The sequence below is a fragment of the Moritella sp. genome, from assembly GCF_033791185.1.
GTDB lineage: Bacteria > Pseudomonadota > Gammaproteobacteria > Enterobacterales > Moritellaceae > Moritella.
Genome location: NZ_JASJHF010000247.1, coordinates 1 through 19,482 on the forward strand (window position 1 = coordinate 1; position 19,482 = coordinate 19,482).

Genomic DNA, 19,482 nt, shown 5'->3' on the forward strand with positions numbered 1-19,482 from the left:
TCACCTACTTTTTGTCGACTAATAACAAAAACAATATCTTTTCTTTAAGATTTAAAAACCGACTCTAACTTCATCTTAGCACTGGCGAACTCAGCCTTTAATAGTGCAACAAAATAACTACTTTTAACATCAAAGCTACTTTTCTCTTCGGCACTCATTTCAATATCTTTTAAGCTGGCTAATGACAAGAAATCAGCGATAGTTGACCACCCACTTGTTGGTCGTTGTTCCAAAATAGTGTTAGCAAGATCTAACGACAACTTACCTGAAAACATGCCTGCTAATATCGCTGGTTTATCGAGAGCAATGGTATTCACATTAATCTTTAATGTCGCCGTCGGTAAGGCACAAAGGTAAGGACGAACCTTACGGTAAACCCCTTGGTTAAAACCTTTGATGGCTCTTAATTCACTCACATTTAATAACCGTTGATTACCCGCTTGATAGGGATAATCAAGCGATTCATAATAAGCGTCTTCAACACCATAGCTCGACACAACATTGTTATCACCGTCAATCCAATCACGTAATGCATCACTCAATTGCTCAGCTTCATAGGCATCGAACTCAAGTTGTTCTAATAGATTGCGAAATTGACGAACCGCTAACGGTGCTTGACCTTCTTTGTCTTCACCGGTCACCGCGTTGACATTAAAACAGGCTTGCATATCCAAGACTCGGCCGCCGATCTGACCATTGTCAACCGGATACACCATCCCCTCAGTTGCCCAGTATTGATCTAAGTTGATCGTGTCATCATCTTTTAATGCTTGTTTTAAGCCTTTTTCAACCAAGGCTTCGGCACCATAGGCATACCATAACGCTTGTTGATGCGTCATCAGATTACTGGTACGACGTAACTCCAGCTGCAAGCGTGATGACATATTACTGGCAATAATCACCATGACAGCAAGAATAAGCAATACGGTCAGCAAGGCAATACCACGTTGCTTAGAAATATTCCTCATTAGCTCCCTCCTTCATTGCTATTATCGCTATCGACTGTCGCTTTTGGTAATAAGAATAAACGCTCAATTTCACCAAAACGCTTTAATGTCAGAATTACTTTTACGCTATCAGGTAATGCGGTTTTATCGGTCCACGTTTCTGTCCATTTATTCTCATGATAAAACTCAAACGTCATTGCTTCGACATTTTCTAAGATTAATTTTTTCTTCGGTTCTTCGCCAGTAATCGGATCTAAATAGATATAGCTTAAGCGCTCTAGATGCGCATCTTTAACCCGATAGATAACCCGTTGTAATGAAGAGCGTGGTAGTTGTGATAATGGATTACGCCAGCCACTGCGTGTAAAGGCAATACCATCCTCATCACTGTCAAACATAAATTTACCGGTCTGTAATGGCATTGCGGTCAGTTCATCATCACTGCGATTATTACGCGCATTCATTTGTTGAAAATCACGTTCAACCATGACCATTGCGCGTTGTAATTGTTTCAGCGCATTACCCCGCTCTGTTGAGATCTCATCACTGCGTAATACGCCTTGCAATACTTGATAAGCGCCTAAGCTGAGCAATGCAAAGATTGCGATAGCAATCATCATCTCAATAAGTGTAAAGCCACGTTGGTTGTTATTATGTGGTGGTATCATCTTAGCGCACCACATAGGTAAGTAAGTGGCTAACGGTTGATTCATATTTTTTGTCTGTCGCAACTTCGACTGTTACACCAACAAAGTCACTGCTGTCTGTCGCTTCTGCTTTATAACGCCAATACCAAGTCCGCCCAGCTAATTCAGACTCACCTTTACGCCATGATTTTCCAGGCATGGTCTTGGCGAGTTTTAATTCTGTTAACGTATTAGACGCAACCCAATTGGCAAATGTCTTTTCTTCCAGATAGGCTAAGCTACTTAGATTCTCTGTCGCCACTTTCATTACTGCAAGACCAGCAGTGGCGAACACTGACATCGCGACCATGACTTCTAATAACGTCATACCAGCTTGTTTATATAATCGCTTTTTTAATGATACACCTTGCATTAAAGACCATCCGCAGCAGAACTAATCATAAGGTCACCATACTCATCAAATTGTACTTTAATACTGCTATCCCCCAGATCCGCATCCATATAGGTAAAGGTTAACGTAAAGTCAGTGATCTCACCGCTGGAATAAATAAAGATATCCGGTTCAATGCGCACAGATTTTTCATCCCCTTCAAATAATCCACCTTTATCCTCAAACAAACCATCATCGTCAGCAAACAGTTTTCGATCACCTAACAAGCTGCCTTGGGTTTTTAACCCTGCAAGTTCAAGTGAAATAAGCATTTCTTCATTTAGTGCTTTTTTAGCAAATAACTTAGAATCAGTAAACGCTGTCCATTTGTCGTTATCATCTAAATAAACAAACTGATATTCCTGTTCTGCAATCACCAGACCCATCTCAGTACTACTCAGTAACGCTTCGTCTTCAGCAAGCTCCAGCACTCCGATAAAACGTGCAGCTTCTTTTTTGAGTTGCCTATCGGGACCTGCGGTGTTCATTGTCATGACCACTCCCGTCACCATCATGCCCATTAAGAATATAACTAACATTATTTCTAATAGTGTAAAGCCAGCTTCTTGATGAGTACGATCTTGCATTATATTCCTTTGCTTACTAGTGGTATGTGTAGAGAAAAATAGGGGCTAACACCAGACATGTTCAAGGTAGATAAAAAGGCACAGCAATGACGCTGTGCCTTCATCAATAATTAATTATCTCTCATGCATATTCCAGTTACCGATATCATCATCAGAACCTTCTTCAGCATCTAAACCGATAGAATAAATATCAACTTGGCCATTTTCGCCAGGGCTTACTAACAGGTAGTCATTACCCCAAGGGTCTTGCGGTAAGCGTTTAATGTAACCTCCAGAGCGGTAATCTCTTGGCTCAGGATCCACATCTGGCATTTCAACTAATGCTTCTAAACCCTGCTCAGTGGTTGGGTAGCGGCTGTTATCCAGTTTGTACATATCCATCGCATTTTCTAGTGCAACAATATCTGATACTACTTTTTGACGGTCAGCTTTTTCTTTATTACCTAATAAATTAGGGATAACCATTGATGCAAGTACACCTAAGATCACAATAACAACCATGATCTCTAACAGGGTAAAACCTGCTACATTGCGTTTTTTGTTATTCATAACATCCTCTACTTAAAATAAAAATCTAACCTGCAACCATCTGGTTTAAAGACAAAATCGGTTGAAGAATTGCCATCACAATAAATAATACAACAAACGACATACTCACCACCAGCAAGGGCTGAAAAATGCCTAGCGCGATAGTCACTTGCGATTCAAATTGCGCGTCTTGGTTATCCGCGGCACGCTCTAACATCGGACCAAGTTCGCCGCTTTGCTCACCACTGGCGACCATATGTAACATCATTGGCGGAAATAGTTTGGTTTCCGTTAATGCAGCTCTTAAGCTCGTGCCTTCTCGAACGCGACTAGTCGCGACCTCAACCAATCGACGCGCATGCATATTCGTTAATACTTGCCCTGCAATGGCCATACTTTCCAGTAATGGCACCGCACTGGCATTTAAAATACTTAACGTACGTGCAAAACGTGCAGTATTAATGCCACGACTCACCTTACCAATGACAGGAAATTTCAATAATCGTTCATCAAAGGATAATCGGTTCGCGGGCTTTAACAGTAACCGTTTCATCACTATAATCGCCAATACAATCATCGCGACAACATACAAACCATAATTACTGACAAAATCGGAAAGCCCGATCAGTATCTGGGTGATCTGCGGTAACTCTTGCCCCATGTGCTCAAACTGGCCAACCACTTTAGGTACCACACTGGTTAACAATAATGACACCACACCAATAGCCACCAGCGTTAACATGACCGGATAGATCATCGCCTGTGTCAGTTGACTTGTCATTTTTTGACGTTGCTCTGTATAGTCTGCTAAGCGATTAAGTACTTTATCCAAATGCCCTGATTTTTCACCAGATGCAACCATGGCGCAATATAAATCATCAAAGGCATGGGGGAATTCAGCGAAGCTTTCTGCTAAAGTATGCCCTTCAACAACCCGACTACGTACCGCTAAGATCATATTCTGAATACGTGGTAATTCACTTTGCTCTGCAACCGCTTTTAATGATTCTTCGAGTGGTAACGATGCGGCAATCAATGTCGATAGTTGGCGCGTTAATAGCGCCATATCTGCGGTACTAATACCACGTTTAAAGCTAAAACCACCTGAGGCTTTGCGATTTTCAGCCGCTGCAGACATTTCCACTTCAAGTGGCGTTAAGCCTTTTTCACGTAATAAATTACGCGCTTGTTTTGGTCCATCAGCTTCTAAGACACCCTTTTTCTTTTTGCCTTTTGTATCCATCGCTAAATAAGAAAATGCTGGCATGATTATCCCTCTCTTGTCACACGAAGTACTTCTTCTAGGGTGGTGACACCCGCAAGTACTTTAGCGATACCATCTTGACGGATACTTGGCGTGAAAGGACGTATATGGCGCTCGACAATCTGCTCGCCCGCGCCGCTGTGGATCATATCTCGCACATCTTCATCCACAATTAATAACTCGTGGATACCTGTCCGACCTCGATAACCAGTGTGGTTGCACTTTTCACAACCTTTCGCATGATAAATAATACGCACATCAGCCACTCGATTCGATGCTAATTGTTCAAGTTCACGCTCAGTCGGAGCTGCACTTTCTCGGCAATCTGCGCAAAGTGTTCGCACTAGACGTTGCGCCAGCACACCCAATACACTTGAAGATAATAAGAAAGGCTCCAAACCCATGTCACGTAAACGGGTGACTGCACCCACCGCCGTATTGGTATGTAAGGTCGATAGCACTAAGTGACCAGTTAGACTGGCTTGAACAGCGATTTGCGCCGTTTCTAAGTCACGAACTTCACCAATCATCACCACATCGGGATCTTGACGTAAGATGGCACGTAAACCACGTGAAAAAGTCATATCTACTTTGGGATTAACTTGCGTTTGACCAATACCATCGAGTTGATACTCAACCGGATCTTCAACCGTTAAAATATTACGGTCTTTACTGTTAATATCCGATAACGCGGCATATAGCGTGGTACTTTTACCTGAACCGGTCGGGCCAGTCACAAGGATAATACCGTGTGGTTTATGAATAAGTTCAGACATCTTATTACGATTATCTAACGTCATCCCTAAGTGCACTAATTCTAATTTGGCATTATTTTTATCCAGCAAACGCATTACGACACGTTCACCAAAACTCGACGGTAAGGTCGATACACGCACGTCAACACCACGACCACCAATACGCAGTGAAATACGACCATCTTGGGGAATACGTTTTTCCGCGATATCCATTTTTGACATCACTTTAATACGCGATATTAACAATGAGGCTAACTGACGATTCGGCTTTAAGATCTCTCTTAATACGCCATCAATACGGAAACGAATGACCAGAGCCCGTTCAAATGTCTCCACATGAATATCTGATGCACCTTCTTTAATCGCTTCACTGAGCATGGCATTAATCAACTTAATGATCGGCGCGTCATCATCCGACTCTAGCAAATCTTCTTCTGTGGGTAGTTCTTCGGCCAAGGTAAAAAAATCAACTTCATTACCAATATCTTGCATTAACTGCCGAGCTTCTGATGAATCACGCTGGAACACTTGCGTAAGCTTTAGCTCAAATGCTTCATCATCTAATAATACCAACTGAAAGGCTTGACCAAGATTACGACGCACTTCCAATACCGTCGCAGGAGAAACATCGGCTTTATGATATAGCACCCAAGCATCATCAATTTCACTTAATACCACACCAAATTTTTTGGCAAACGAAAAAGGAAAGCGTTCGCCTTCACTGACCTCGTCATAGTCCTGAGTACTCATTTACTCAGCCTCATTTTTCGACGGTTCAGTTTCTGTCGAATCCGGTTTAGTCGTCATATCAAACTCAACCGTTTCATCATTCTGTTCGTCAAGATATTTACGTAACGCTGGTGAAATGACACGTTCTTGATTGAATTTAGGTAATACAGGTACATCGGTATACGGCATTAATGCGACACCGTCTTCTTGCTGCATTAATTGGTACGCACGCATTAAGCTATATTTTCGATTACTGACGCCACGAATCGAGGCATTATCACGAATAATAGTCGGCTTGATGAATACCATCAAATTACGTTTCTTGGTACTTGATGAAGTTGATTTGAATAAGTTACCAACCCAAGGGATATCACCTAACCACGGTACCTTAGACACGCTCTCAGTGACTTGCTCATCAAGTAACCCACCAATCACAATCGTTTGCCCGCTGTCAGCCAAGATCGTCGTGTTCACCTGACGTTTGGCAAACGTGACATCCACAGAAGTTGAGCCTAATACTTGGGATACTTCTTGCTCAATGGTTAACTGAACCGCATCACCTTCATTGATTTGTGGTGTGACTTTTAATTTAATCCCCACTTCCTGACGTTCAACGGTCTGGAATGGGTTATCGTTACCCGAACTTGCAGATGACCCCGTGATAACAGGCACTTCTTCACCCACGATAAATGACGCTTCTTGGTTATCCAGCGTCATAATACTTGGCGTAGCAAGAATATTTGAATTTGAATCATTCGCCGCCGCTTGAATAATCGCGCCAAAACTACCGGAGCTATTCATGATACCAGCCGCCAGACCATTAATACCACTTAATGCCGAGGCAAGTGTCGAGATATCACCAGTCGTTGTAGATGTAGTACTTGTTGGATTACCTTGAGCATCAGTACCAGTTGTTGTCGTCGTCTTATCTTGAGCATCATAAATACCGGCACCAATCGCGGTGACAGGCACTTGAGTACCATTATTAAATTGCGTACCACCTGATTCAGTCACCCACTGAATACCAAAGTTAACACCGTCACCTTCTGATAATTCAACAATAATAGCTTCAACTAATACTTGGGCACGACGAATATCAAGTTGGTTGATCACTTGTTCTAGCGTACGCATCACATCCGGTTGCGCAGTGATCACCAAGGCATTAGTATCTTCATGCGGCTCGATACTGAGGTTTGATTTTGATGAACTCGATTTTGACTTTGAACTTGAAGAGCTCGACGTTCCGCCGTCAATAGAACTACTGACCCCCTTAAGAACTTCAGCCACTTCTTTCGCATTGGCGTACTTTAAGTAAATAACACGGGTATTACCCGTGCTTTCTAATTCACTATCAAGCTGCTGAATTAAGGTTGCAACTCGCTGACGGGCTTTAGGATCGCCACTAATAACAACCGCATTAGTTCGATCATCGGCAACAATTTTAGGTTGTAAAATACTTGGTATTTTTGATTTACCATCGCCTTTAGTAAGACTATCGATAATACGCACCATTTCACTTGCCGATGCGTACTTCAGATGAATAATGTCGACTTCTTGATCGCCCGCTTTATCAACACGGCGCACAATTTCAACTAAACGATTAACGACGGCGGCACGGCCTGTCAACATCAATACATTCGATGGCTCATAATGCACAACGTTACCGCCGCCAGCATTATCATTTAATTGACGTAATAAAGGCGAAAGTTCTCGCACAGATACATTACGCACAGGCACCACGCGCGTGACCATCTCATCACCTTCACCCGGATTTTTATCATCCACAACTGGAATACTTGATGTTTTTGCTACTTTGCTTTTAATTACTTTAAGTACGCCGTTGTCCATCTTCACAACCGCATAACCATATACATCTAATACATTAAGAAAAAACTGATAATACTGCTCTTCATTAAGCAGATCGTAACTGCGTACATTCACCTTGCCACGCACACTCGGATCTATGATCACTGTTTTATTTAAGTTTTTACCGACAACATTAATAAACTCATTAATATCGGTACCTTTAAAACTCGCAGAATAGTCAGCAGCCACGGCCACACCACTCAAACTCAGCAATATCCCTGAGGCTAAGCTTGTAAATTTTTTTCCAATGTTATTAAGGTTCATCTTTATCCTTAGCTACCTAACTTTACGACCTACTATGTGTGTCGCTTAAACGACTACTCTGGCACACTTAAATAAATACTGTGTAGTTGTCCATCACGCTCAACAGTAAGTGACATATCCGTCAAATCTTTCAATTGTTTGGCAACTTCCATTGCTTGTCGAGTATCGGTTAAATCAAATCCGTTTAACGATACGGCGAGATCATTTGGCTTTAAACCAACTTCTTTAAATAATTCACGATTTTTACCTGGGTTAACCCGATATCCCGCTAATTCTCCGTTTTTTCTAACTGGAGAAATACGTACATAATCAGTAATCGAGGCTGGGTTTTCCAATAAATCTTTACGTAGATTAGACAGGCCTGCCGGTGTATTTTCTACCCGAGGCTCGTTAGATGACCGCGGACTGGTTTCACGCGAGAACTCTTCACCATCTAACATCAAAGTTTCTAAATTCATTTGATATTCAATGATAATACGATCTGTCAGCACTTGCTTTAATATCGCGTTAGTTGAACTAATTTGCTCATCAATCGCATACGTTTCTTGTTTACCATTATATTCAATAATGGCTAACGCAAGGCTTGGCTCACTGCTGGCGACCAGACCCACTAGCGTTAAACGTAAACGCGTTTTTGGTGCATCAATGTTTTGTACCACAGCAGGTGCAGAACCTGCTGTTTGCTGTTTACCAAACAAATTTAAATTGCGGAGCGTATTTAATTCATAACTTTTGACTTGATCACTACCGCCGCTTAATATTGGTTGCCACGATGTTGCAGAATTTGATGATGTCGGCCATAGTTGCCAAGTTAACAATGCTGATTGATAACAAAATACAGCCAAGAACAAATAACAACATCCAGTCGCGATTTGTTTTTGTGGTAATTTAACTAAAAGCTGCTTAAGAGCATCTAAATTGTCCATTTTTGTATTACCCTAATACAGCATTATTTTCAAAATAAAGTACGTTTAGTAACGCCTGAGATTAACCCAATAAAAGTCATAAATTTAACCGAACAATACTAGCCCTCTCACGTTATCGACACAAGCCTACATATCACAAAAGTAACAAAATCAGTCGAATAATAACAATGACTTAATACTTTAATTATTTTTCGCACTAAATCTTAGGCTGTCATTCAAGGATATATGAATTCTGATTATTCGCCACACTGATATGTCAACACTTACAAATGAAACTGAGATGAAAGAAATGTGAAATATACTAGACAATTTGGTTAACCAAATGTGTATTACACATCAATAAAAGACTCTCTTACTGCTTTGTTTATCTGTTATAATCAAGTCGATTAGAACGTTAGTTTGGAATATGGTTGCATTTATTATGTCAAAAGATACCAAACCAGATAGTAATGTGCGGTTCGATAAATGGTTATGGGCAGCACGGTTTTATAAAACCCGCGCCATTGCCAGAGAAATGATCCAAAGTGGCAAGATCCGCTACAATGATCAACGCACAAAACCCAGTAAAACCGTTGAGTTGGGTGCAACAATAAAAATAAAACAAGGCTTTGATGAAAAGGAAGTGATCGTAAAGCAGCTTTCCGCACAAAGGAGAGGGGCACCAGAAGCGGCAACTTTGTATGAAGAAACACCTACTAGTGTTGAAAAACGTGCACAAAATGATGTCGCGCGTAAACTGAATACATTGTATAGCCCTCGCCCCGATAAACGTCCCGACAAAAAACAACGTCGAGATTTATTGCGGATAAAAAATCATTAACTTTAACATCGAGAATATTATGAGCCAGAAAGATTTATTACACCGTTACCTATTTGAAGATCATCAAGTTCGCGGTGAAATTGTACAACTTGAACAAAGCTTTATAGATATTTTAGAAAACCTAAACTATCCAAGGCCCGTTCAACGCCTACTTGGTGAATTGCAGGTTGCAACCAGCCTATTAACAGCGACATTGAAATTTAAAGGCTCTATTACAGTCCAGTTACAAGGTGACGGTCCAATAACACTTGCTGTTATTAATGGTAATGAAGACTTAGAGTTGCGTGGCGTAGCTCGCTGGAATGGCCCAGTGCCAGACACCAACAATGTCAAAGAATTGATTGGTAAAGGTGTCATGGTTATCACTATCTCACCGGATAAAGGCGAACGTTACCAAGGTATCGTTGATCTCGGTGAAGATACTTTACAATCATGTTTAGAACAATATTTTGAACAGTCTGAACAATTAACAACCCGTCTGTGGTTCCGCACAGGTAAAGTTGGTTATAGAAAACAAGCGGCCGGCATGATGATCCAAAAATTACCGGCATCAGATGATAAAAAAAGTTCTCACGACGATTTTGAACACTTAGCGGCATTAACAGAAACAATTAAAGATGATGAATTATTTAATCTTGATGCTGAAGATGTGTTAGTGCGACTTTATCATCAAGAAAAAGTACGTTTATTCGATCCACAGCCAGTATCATTTAAATGTGGTTGTTCACATGAACGTAGCTCAGCAGCATTACTTAACGTAGCAAAAGAAGAGCTGCTTGATATTATTGCTGAAAAAGGACAAATAGAGATGCACTGTGATTATTGCGGCTCACTTTATTCTTTTAATGCAGGAGATGTAGAAGACATACATACGCCACAAATAGGCAACCCTGTACATTAAGCATGTATGTAAATAAGAGTGTATAAAATACACCAAATACACCAAATACATCATCCATTAAATAGCAATTTAATAGTAAGGGTGCCGTTAGTGCACCCATTAAATTTAATTTATAACCCAACTTAATTTAATCTGAAACAATAAATTAAACTCTGTACCCCCAGGAGATACCAATGACAGACGTAAAAAATAAAAATACAGTTATTGGCGCCAATGTCGATCTATCGGTATATGGCATCAAGGATGTTGAAGAAATAATATATAACCCTTCTTACGAACTGCTTTTTAAAGAAGAAACAAAAGCAGGTCTAGAAGGCTACGAAAAAGGTACCGTTACTGAATCTGGTGCAGTTGCTGTTGATACTGGTATCTTCACAGGTCGCTCACCAAAGGATAAGTACATTGTTTGCGACGATACGACGCGCGATACCGTATGGTGGTCAGATCAAGGTAAAAATGATAACAAAGCTATTACTCAAGACGTATGGCGTGATCTTAAAACACTAGTAACACAACAACTATCAACCAAACGCTTATTCGTGGTTGATACTTACTGTGGCGCTAATGCCAATACCCGCCTGAAAGTGCGTTTTATTACCGAAGTTGCATGGCAGGCTCATTTCGTTAAGAACATGTTTATCCGTCCTAGCGAAGCAGAGTTAGCAACTTACGAACCTGATTTCGTAGTAATGAACGGTGCTAAATGCACAAACCCGGATTGGGAAACACACGGCTTAAATTCTGAAAACTTTGTTGCTTTTAATCTAACAGAGAAAATTCAACTTATCGGTGGTACTTGGTACGGCGGCGAAATGAAAAAAGGTATGTTCTCTTATATGAACTACCTACTGCCGCTGCAAGGCATCGCATCAATGCATTGCTCAGCAAACGTCAGTACTGAAGGTGAAACGGCCATCTTCTTTGGGTTATCTGGCACAGGTAAAACCACATTATCAACCGATCCAAAACGCCAATTAATTGGTGATGATGAACACGGTTGGGATGATGACGGTGTATTCAACTTTGAAGGCGGCTGTTACGCAAAAACAATTAAACTTAGTGCAGAAGCTGAACCTGAAATATTCGGTGCGATCTGTCGTGACGCACTGCTTGAAAACGTAACCGTGCTTGACGGTGGCGTGGTTGATTATGACGATGGTTCAAAAACAGAAAACACCCGAGTGTCTTACCCTATCGAGCACATTGAAAATATCGTTAAACCGATCTCAAAAGGCGGTCACGCGAATAAAGTTATTTTCTTAAGTGCGGATGCATTTGGTGTTTTACCACCGGTATCTAAATTAACGCCAGAACAAACTAAATATCACTTTCTATCAGGCTTTACGGCTAAATTAGCCGGTACTGAACGTGGTATCACAGAACCGACGCCGACATTCTCAGCATGTTTCGGGGCGGCGTTCCTATCGCTTCACCCAACCAAATACGGCCAAGAACTGGTTAAACGTATGGAAGCATCTGGTGCACAAGCTTACTTGGTTAACACAGGTTGGAATGGCACAGGTAAACGTATTTCAATTAAAGATACCCGCGCAATCATCGATGCAATCCTTGATGGCTCAATTGAGAAAGCAGAAAGCAAAACAATCCCTTATTTCAATCTAGAAGTACCAACAACACTACCAGGTTGTGACACTAATATTCTTGACCCACGTGATACATATGAAGATGCAAATGTATGGGAAGAAAAAGCGGTTGACCTAGCTAAACGTTTTGTGAACAACTTCGAGAAGTTCACTGATAACGACGAAGGCAAAGCACTACTTGCTGCAGGTCCTCAACTTTAAGGTTTATATTTAGATAGACATTTAATGTCGATTTAAATCGCCAAATTAATGCCAGTATCGAGTTATCGACCTGGCATTTTTTATATCTGCGATAACGAAAATGAGCTATTGCGCTGTGCTATTGTTATAATTTCACCTCATTATAATTTAAGGAGGTCATAGCATTGGCTATATCAAACTTAATCACCCGAGCTGGCTGGGAAACGTTAGACAAACGTCTTAAATTTCTCTGGAAACAAGAAAGACCGAGAGTCACAAAAGTTGTGTCTTGGGCAGCCTCTCTAGGTGATCGCAGTGAGAATGCAGACTACAAAGAGAATAAGCATCTACTGCGTAGCATCGACCGTGAGATCCGCTTTTTAGTTAAACGTCTCGAAGTATTAGAGATCGTGGATTACCGTCCGCAGCAAGATGGCACAGTGTATTTCGGTGCTTATGTTGAATTAGAAGATGATGACGGTAGCGTGATCCAGTGTCGTATTGTTGGTCGTGACGAATTAGATCCACAACGTAACTTTGTTACCGTTGACTCCCCGATGGCAAAAGCACTTATTGGTAAGCAAGTGGATGATGAAGCTGAAGTGCATACCCCAGCAGGTAAAAAGCTCTGGTACATCAACAAGATCCAATACTTTCCATTTGCAGAGTAATCATCCGTATTAATGTCATAACAAATGTATTCATTTTAAGGATCCAACGTGTCTAAATTAGCTACTCTCATCGCGCAAGAGATCAATGCACATGTCCGCCAAGTTAACGCTGCAATTACCCTACTTGATGAAGGTTCTACCGTGCCCTTTATCGCCCGCTACCGAAAGGAAGTCACAGAAGGCTTAGATGATGGTCAATTAAGAACATTAGAACAGCGCCTTACTTACCTTCGTGAGCTAGAGACTCGTCGTGATGCTATTTTAAAAAGCATCAGTGAACAGGATAAGTTAACGCCACAGCTAAACGCAGCAATCAATGCAGCTGATACTAAAACTCGTTTAGAAGACCTCTACCTCCCTTTTAAAACTAAACGCCGTACTAAAGGGCAAATTGCCATTGAAGCAGGGTTATCGCCATTAGCCGAATCTCTAATTTCAAATCCACAGCAGCAACCTTTACAACTTGCGAAACAATTTACTACTTCAGAGAGTAGTTTCTCCGCGCCAGAGCAAGTATTAGAAGGCGCTAAATTTATTTTGATGGAAAAAGCCAGTGTTGATGCAGAATTAATTGCCAAAGTACGTCAGCAGCTACTCGCACACGCCACTCTAGAATCAAAAGAGAACAAAAAAACGGCAAAGGAAGACAGTAAATTCAAAGATTACTTTACTCATAGTGAAAGAATAAGCAAAGTACCATCACACCGAATGTTAGCCATGCTGCGTGGTAAAAATGAAGGCGAATTACAAATTGGCTTAAATGCAGACCCAGAATTTACAGAAAAAAACGCAACTAGTTATTGCGAAGTGATTATCGCTAAGCACCTCGGGATTAATTATCACCATAAACCTGCTGATGAATGGTTAAAATCTGTAGTCCACAGCAGTTGGAAACAAAAGCTGCTTAGCCAATTAGAAACCGAATTAATCGGTAAGCTGAAAGAGTCCGCAGAAGTTGAAGCCATTAAAGTGTTTGCGGCCAACCTAACAGCATTACTCATGGCATCACCGGCTGGTCCAAAAGTTACTTTAGGTTTAGATCCCGGTTTACGCACAGGCTCTAAAATTGCCGTGGTCGATGCAACAGGTAAATTACTTGATCACACCACGATTTATCCACACGTACCACAACAACAATGGCAGCAATCATTATCGACATTAGCAACGTTATGTAAGCGTTATAACGTCGAGCTCATTAGCATCGGTAATGGAACTGCATCACGAGAAACAGACAAGCTGGTTGCGGAATTAATCAAAGCTAAACCAGAACTTAAATTACAAAAAATAATGGTTAGCGAAGCCGGCGCATCTGTGTACTCAGCATCAGAACTGGCTGCTAATGAATTTCCACAACTGGATGTATCTATTCGTGGTGCGGTATCAATTGCACGTCGCTTACAAGATCCACTTGCGGAACTCGTTAAGATAGACCCCAAAGCGATTGGTGTCGGTCAATATCAACATGACGTAAACCAAACTTTGTTAGCAAAACAACTCGATACCGTGATAGAAGATTGTGTGAATAAAGTCGGTGTTGATTTAAACATGGCTTCAGCACCTCTACTTTCCCGTGTTGCAGGACTCAATACAACCATCGCCAATAACATTGTTAAATATCGAGATGAAAACGGCGCTTTCAATAAACGTAGTGAATTAAAAAAAGTCGCTAGATTGGGCCCTAAAGCTTTTGAGCAATGCGCAGGTTTCTTACGTATCAATAATGGTAAGGAAGCTTTAGATGCTTCAGGCGTACATCCAGAGTCATACTCTGTAGTAAAGCAGATAACAGTAAGCACAGGTTATAAAGTTGAAGCGTTAATTGGTAATAAAACACTACTTCATGCATTAAATCCAAATGACTACACGAATGCACAGTTTGGTTTACCTACGGTGACCGACATTATTGCTGAACTTGATAAACCCGGCCGCGATCCACGTCCAGAATTTAAAACAGCAACATTCAAAGACGGCGTAGAAAAGATCACAGATCTCAAAGTTGAGATGATACTTGAAGGCGTAGTGAGCAATGTCACAAACTTCGGTGCGTTTGTTGATATTGGTGTTCATCAAGATGGACTTGTGCATATATCTGCGTTAGCTGAAGGGTTTGTTAAAGACCCAAATGCAGTAGTTAAAGCAGGTCAAATAGTAAGAGTAAAAGTTACAGAAGTGGATGTTGCTAGGAAGCGTATTGCATTGACTATGCGATTAAATGATGAAGTATCGGTAACCAGTAATCATGCCTCGAAAAACAATAAGGCCATTCATGAGAGCAGTCATAAACCAGTGAATCAAGCACAAGTTAACAGACAGAAAAAAATACAAGAAAGAAGTTCAGACTTTAATAACAGTGCGTTTGCTGACGCTTTTGCGAATGCTAAGAAATGTTAATAAGTAAAACGTGAAAAATAAATAAGTGGTGACGGACTTTGTTCGTCATCTATTTAACTTTAATGCATAAAATACAGACGAAAAAAAAGGCCGCCGAAGCGACCTTTCTATACATTGTTTAAACTAATCGAAATTAAGCGATTACTTTAGAAACAACACCAGCACCAACAGTACGGCCACCTTCACGGATAGCGAAGCGTAGACCTTCTTCCATCGCGATTGGGTTGATTAGCTCAACAACAAACTTAAGGTTGTCACCAGGCATAACCATTTCAACACCTTCTGGAAGCTCTACAGCACCAGTGATGTCAGTTGTACGGAAGTAGAACTGTGGACGGTAACCTTTAAAGAAAGGAGTGTGACGACCACCCTCTTCTTTTGAAAGTACGTATACTTCAGATTCAAACTTAGTATGTGGAGTGATTGAACCAGGCTTAGCTAGTACTTGACCACGTTCAACATCTTCACGTTTAGTACCACGTAGAAGTGCACCAATGTTCTCACCAGCACGACCTTCGTCAAGCAGTTTACGGAACATTTCAACACCAGTACAAGTAGTCGTTTGAGTATCACGGATACCAACGATTTCTACTGAATCACCAACGTTAACGATACCTTGCTCAACACGACCAGTTACAACAGTACCACGGCCAGAGATTGAGAATACGTCTTCGATAGGCATAATGAAAGGCATATCGATAGCACGTTCTGGATCAGGGATATATGTATCTAGCGCTTCAGCTAGTTCAATGATCTTGTCTTCCCACTCTTTCTCGCCTTCAAGCGCTTTAAGAGCAGAACCCTGGATAACTGGTAGGTCATCACCTGGGAAGTCATATTCAGAAAGAAGTTCACGAACTTCCATTTCTACTAGTTCAAGTAGTTCTTCGTCGTCTACCATGTCACATTTGTTCATGAACACGATGATGAACGGAACACCAACTTGACGTGAAAGCAGGATGTGCTCACGAGTTTGTGGCATTGGGCCGTCTGTAGAAGCAACAACTAAGATTGCGCCATCCATTTGAGCAGCACCAGTAATCATGTTTTTAACGTAATCCGCGTGTCCTGGGCAATCTACGTGCGCATAGTGACGGTTTGGAGTATCGTATTCAACGTGAGAAGTATTGATCGTGATACCACGTTCTCTTTCTTCTGGCGCATTATCGATTGATGCGAAATCTTTAGCTTCACCACCGTATACTTTTGCAAGTACGTTAGTGATAGCAGCTGTTAGAGTTGTTTTACCATGGTCAACGTGACCAATTGTACCTACGTTTACGTGGGTATTACTACGTACAAATTTTTCTTTAGACACGACGTGTACCTTCTTATTATCAGTTAAGCCTCTATCTTATGACAAAGACTACCAAAGTTAAACTTTATTTCGCTTGAATAATTGCGTCAGCGATGTTTTTTGGTGCTTCATTATACTCAAGGAATTGCATTGAGTATGAAGCGCGGCCCTGAGTAGCTGAACGTAGAGCGGTTGCATAACCGAACATTTCAGACAAAGGAACCTTAGCATGAATAATTTTAAGACCAGCGTGGCCATCATCCATACCTTCGATCATGCCGCGACGACGGCTTACGTCACCAACAACATCACCCATCCACTCCTCTGGAGTGGTAATTTCTACTTTCATCATCGGTTCAAGCAAGGCAGGATTTGCATCCAATGCACCTTGTCTACAACCAAATGAAGCCGCGACCTTGAATGCCATTTCATTGGAATCAACATCGTGGAATGAACCACCGTAGAGTGTAACACGAACATCCATTATAGGGTATCCTGCTAACACACCTTGGTCCATCTGATCTTTACAACCTTTTTCTACCGCTGGGATGAATTCACGAGGAACCTCACCATCAACGATTTCATCCACAAATTCAAAACCAGCACCCGCTTCAAGCGGCTCTAGTTTCAGCAGAACATGACCATACTGACCACGCCCACCTAATTCACGAATGAATTTACCTTCTGCTTTAACTGAATCACGAATTGATTCACGATATGCAACCTGAGGCTTACCAACGTTGCATTCAACGTTAAACTCACGACGCATACGGTCAACAATAATGTCCAGGTGAAGTTCACCCATACCAGATATCAGTGTTTGCGCTGACTCTTCGTCAGTTTCAACACGGAACGATGGATCTTCAGCTGCTAATTTACTTAGCGCGATAGCCATCTTATCTTGATCGGCTACTGTTCTAGGTTCTACTGCAATTTGGATAACCGGTTCCGGAAAGTCCATACGCTCAAGGATTACTTTATGGTTACTATCACAAAGTGTGTCACCAGTAGTCACATCCTTAAGACCAATCGCAGCAGCAATATCACCGGCACGGATCTCTTTCAATTCTTGACGATCATTCGCATGCATTTGCACGATACGACCTAAACGTTCACGCTTCTGCTTAACAGAATTATAAACGCTGTCACCAGTATTAACCACACCTGAATATACTCGCATAAATGTGAGCGTACCAACAAATGGGTCAGTGGCGATCTTAAAGGCTAATGCTGCAAACGGTGCATCGTCATCTGATGGACAAGTAACTTCGTTCTCATCTTCATCAATACCATTGATATCTTTCACTTCCGTTGGGCTAGGAAGAAATTCAACCACTGCGTCAAGTACCGCTTGTACACCTTTATTTTTAAAGGCAGAACCACAAGTCGCAAGTACGATCTCGTTGTTCAGCGTGCGTTGACGTAAACCAGCTTTAATTTCTTCTTCAGATAACTCACCTTCTTCAAGGTATTTATCCATCAGCTCATCGTTAGCTTCGGCGGCAGCATCGAGTAATTCTTCATGTAATTCTTCTGCACGCTCAAGCAAATCAGCAGGAATATCGCCATAACTAAATGACATACCTTGATCTGCATCATTCCAGCTAATCGATTTCATTTTAATTAAATCAATTACGCCTTCAAACTCTTCTTCCGCACCAATATTTAACTGGATTGGAACACAAGTAGCGCCCAGACGATTACGAATTTGGTCGATAACAGCTTCAAAATTAGCGCCAGTGCGATCCATTTTATTAACGAATACTACACGAGGAACTTGATATTTATCCGCTTGACGCCAAACCGTTTCAGATTGTGGTTCAACACCTGATGCACCACAAAATACGACAACTGCGCCATCAAGAACTCGTAGAGAACGTTCTACTTCAATCGTGAAGTCAACATGCCCCGGAGTATCAATGATGTTGATACGGTGCTGCTTAAATTGCGCATCCATACCTTTCCACATTGTTGTTGTCGCTGCAGAAGTAATGGTAATACCACGCTCCTGCTCCTGCTCCATCCAATCCATAGTGGCTGCGCCATCATGAACTTCGCCGATCTTATGTGAAAGACCAGTATAGAATAAAACACGTTCTGTAGTTGTAGTTTTACCCGCATCAACGTGAGCAACAATACCAATATTACGGTAGAGCTCGATCGGAGTTGTACGTGCCACAATAAATCCCTTACTAGGAAACCTAGACAGAAAGTAGTTGACGCAGATTTAAAATCTGCGTCAAAAAATTACCAGCGATAGTGAGCAAAAGCTTTATTCGCATCAGCCATACGGTGAACGTCTTCACGTTTCTTAACCGCAGAACCTTTGTTTTCAGCAGCGTCGAATAGCTCTCCAGCTAGACGAGCAGCCATTGATTTTTCACCACGTTTACGTGCTGCTTCAACTAACCAACGCATAGCTAGTGCATTACGACGAGAAGGACGAACTTCTACTGGCACTTGGTAAGTTGAACCACCAACACGGCGAGATTTAACCTCAACCGATGGACGAACGTTGTCTAGAGCGATTTCGAAAAGCTCTAAATGTGTTTTATCTTCGCTTTTTGTAGCGATAGTTTCTAGCGCACCATATACAATCGCTTCTGAAGTAGATTTTTTACACTACCATTACGATGTTGATGAATTTTGCTAGGATTTCTGATCCGAATTTTGGA

At 41.4% G+C, this 19,482-nt stretch carries 16 protein-coding genes and 1 pseudogene; 5 read left to right on the forward strand and 12 right to left on the reverse strand.

The window, feature by feature from the left end; translation table 11 throughout:
• Nucleotides 1-44: 44 nt before the first annotated feature.
• The 9 genes from gspK to gspC form a co-directional block, all read right to left on the reverse strand.
• On the reverse strand, nt 45-968 hold the full coding sequence (gspK, locus tag QNK26_RS14375) for a type II secretion system minor pseudopilin GspK (RefSeq protein WP_319224186.1): 924 nt from the start codon (nt 966-968) through the stop codon (nt 45-47).
• Nucleotides 968-1,660: a type II secretion system minor pseudopilin GspJ gene (gene gspJ / locus QNK26_RS14380; RefSeq protein WP_319224189.1), complete on the reverse strand. Its 693-nt coding sequence runs from the start codon at nt 1,658-1,660 to the stop codon at nt 968-970. The genes gspK and gspJ overlap by 1 nt, the downstream gene beginning before the upstream one ends.
• A complete protein-coding gene (gene gspI / locus QNK26_RS14385) occupies nt 1,617-2,006 on the reverse strand; it encodes a type II secretion system minor pseudopilin GspI (protein ID WP_319224192.1) in 390 nt (129 codons plus the stop codon). Before gspI ends, gspJ begins: the two co-directional genes overlap by 44 nt.
• Nucleotides 2,006-2,611 (reverse strand): type II secretion system minor pseudopilin GspH, encoded by a 606-nt coding sequence (gspH, locus tag QNK26_RS14390; protein ID WP_319224195.1) that lies wholly within the window; start codon nt 2,609-2,611, stop codon nt 2,006-2,008. Before gspH ends, gspI begins: the two co-directional genes overlap by 1 nt.
• A 114-nt stretch (nt 2,612-2,725) precedes the next feature.
• Nucleotides 2,726-3,160 carry a type II secretion system major pseudopilin GspG gene (gspG, locus tag QNK26_RS14395; RefSeq protein ID WP_319224198.1) on the reverse strand — a complete coding sequence of 145 codons (435 nt, stop codon included), beginning with the start codon at nt 3,158-3,160 and terminating at the stop codon, nt 2,726-2,728.
• 25 nt (nt 3,161-3,185) lie between these two features.
• Complete coding sequence (gspF, locus tag QNK26_RS14400; protein ID WP_319224200.1) at nt 3,186-4,406, reverse strand: type II secretion system inner membrane protein GspF; 1,221 nt, start codon at nt 4,404-4,406, stop codon at nt 3,186-3,188.
• A gap of 2 nt (nt 4,407-4,408) precedes the next feature.
• Nucleotides 4,409-5,908 carry a type II secretion system ATPase GspE gene (gene gspE / locus QNK26_RS14405; RefSeq protein ID WP_319224203.1) on the reverse strand — a complete coding sequence of 500 codons (1,500 nt, stop codon included), beginning with the start codon at nt 5,906-5,908 and terminating at the stop codon, nt 4,409-4,411.
• Entirely contained in the window at nt 5,909-8,017 is a 2,109-nt protein-coding gene (gspD, locus tag QNK26_RS14410) for a type II secretion system secretin GspD (RefSeq protein WP_319224206.1), read from the reverse strand.
• Nucleotides 8,018-8,070: 53 nt separating this feature from the next.
• Nucleotides 8,071-8,943 carry a type II secretion system protein GspC gene (gene gspC / locus QNK26_RS14415; protein ID WP_319224208.1) on the reverse strand — a complete coding sequence of 291 codons (873 nt, stop codon included), beginning with the start codon at nt 8,941-8,943 and terminating at the stop codon, nt 8,071-8,073.
• Between the two features lie 406 nt (nt 8,944-9,349).
• Here gspC and hslR point away from each other — a divergent pair, with 406 nt between their 5' ends.
• From hslR to QNK26_RS14440, 5 genes are all read left to right on the forward strand, one after another.
• Entirely contained in the window at nt 9,350-9,763 is a 414-nt protein-coding gene (gene hslR, locus QNK26_RS14420) for a ribosome-associated heat shock protein Hsp15 (protein WP_319224211.1), read from the forward strand.
• Nucleotides 9,764-9,782: 19 nt separating this feature from the next.
• Nucleotides 9,783-10,664 carry an Hsp33 family molecular chaperone HslO gene (hslO, locus tag QNK26_RS14425; protein ID WP_319224217.1) on the forward strand — a complete coding sequence of 294 codons (882 nt, stop codon included), beginning with the start codon at nt 9,783-9,785 and terminating at the stop codon, nt 10,662-10,664.
• Between the two features lie 173 nt (nt 10,665-10,837).
• Complete coding sequence (pckA, locus tag QNK26_RS14430) at nt 10,838-12,469, forward strand: phosphoenolpyruvate carboxykinase (ATP) (RefSeq protein ID WP_319224220.1); 1,632 nt, start codon at nt 10,838-10,840, stop codon at nt 12,467-12,469.
• A gap of 164 nt (nt 12,470-12,633) precedes the next feature.
• Nucleotides 12,634-13,119 (forward strand): transcription elongation factor GreB, encoded by a 486-nt coding sequence (gene greB, locus QNK26_RS14435; protein ID WP_319224223.1) that lies wholly within the window; start codon nt 12,634-12,636, stop codon nt 13,117-13,119.
• A gap of 48 nt (nt 13,120-13,167) precedes the next feature.
• The gene (locus QNK26_RS14440) at nt 13,168-15,510 is read left to right on the forward strand and encodes a Tex family protein (RefSeq protein WP_319224226.1); all 2,343 of its coding nucleotides are present in this window, start codon (nt 13,168-13,170) and stop codon (nt 15,508-15,510) included.
• Nucleotides 15,511-15,643: 133 nt separating this feature from the next.
• On the opposite strand, the gene tuf is transcribed toward QNK26_RS14440, so the two are convergent.
• The 3 genes and pseudogenes from tuf to rpsG form a co-directional block, all read right to left on the reverse strand.
• A complete protein-coding gene (gene tuf, locus QNK26_RS14445) occupies nt 15,644-16,828 on the reverse strand; it encodes an elongation factor Tu (protein WP_319224229.1) in 1,185 nt (394 codons plus the stop codon).
• A gap of 64 nt (nt 16,829-16,892) precedes the next feature.
• Nucleotides 16,893-18,986: an elongation factor G gene (gene fusA, locus QNK26_RS14450; RefSeq protein WP_319224232.1), complete on the reverse strand. Its 2,094-nt coding sequence runs from the start codon at nt 18,984-18,986 to the stop codon at nt 16,893-16,895.
• 68 nt (nt 18,987-19,054) lie between these two features.
• Nucleotides 19,055-19,482 (reverse strand): annotated as a pseudogene (gene rpsG, locus QNK26_RS14455) (30S ribosomal protein S7); the annotation flags it as partial.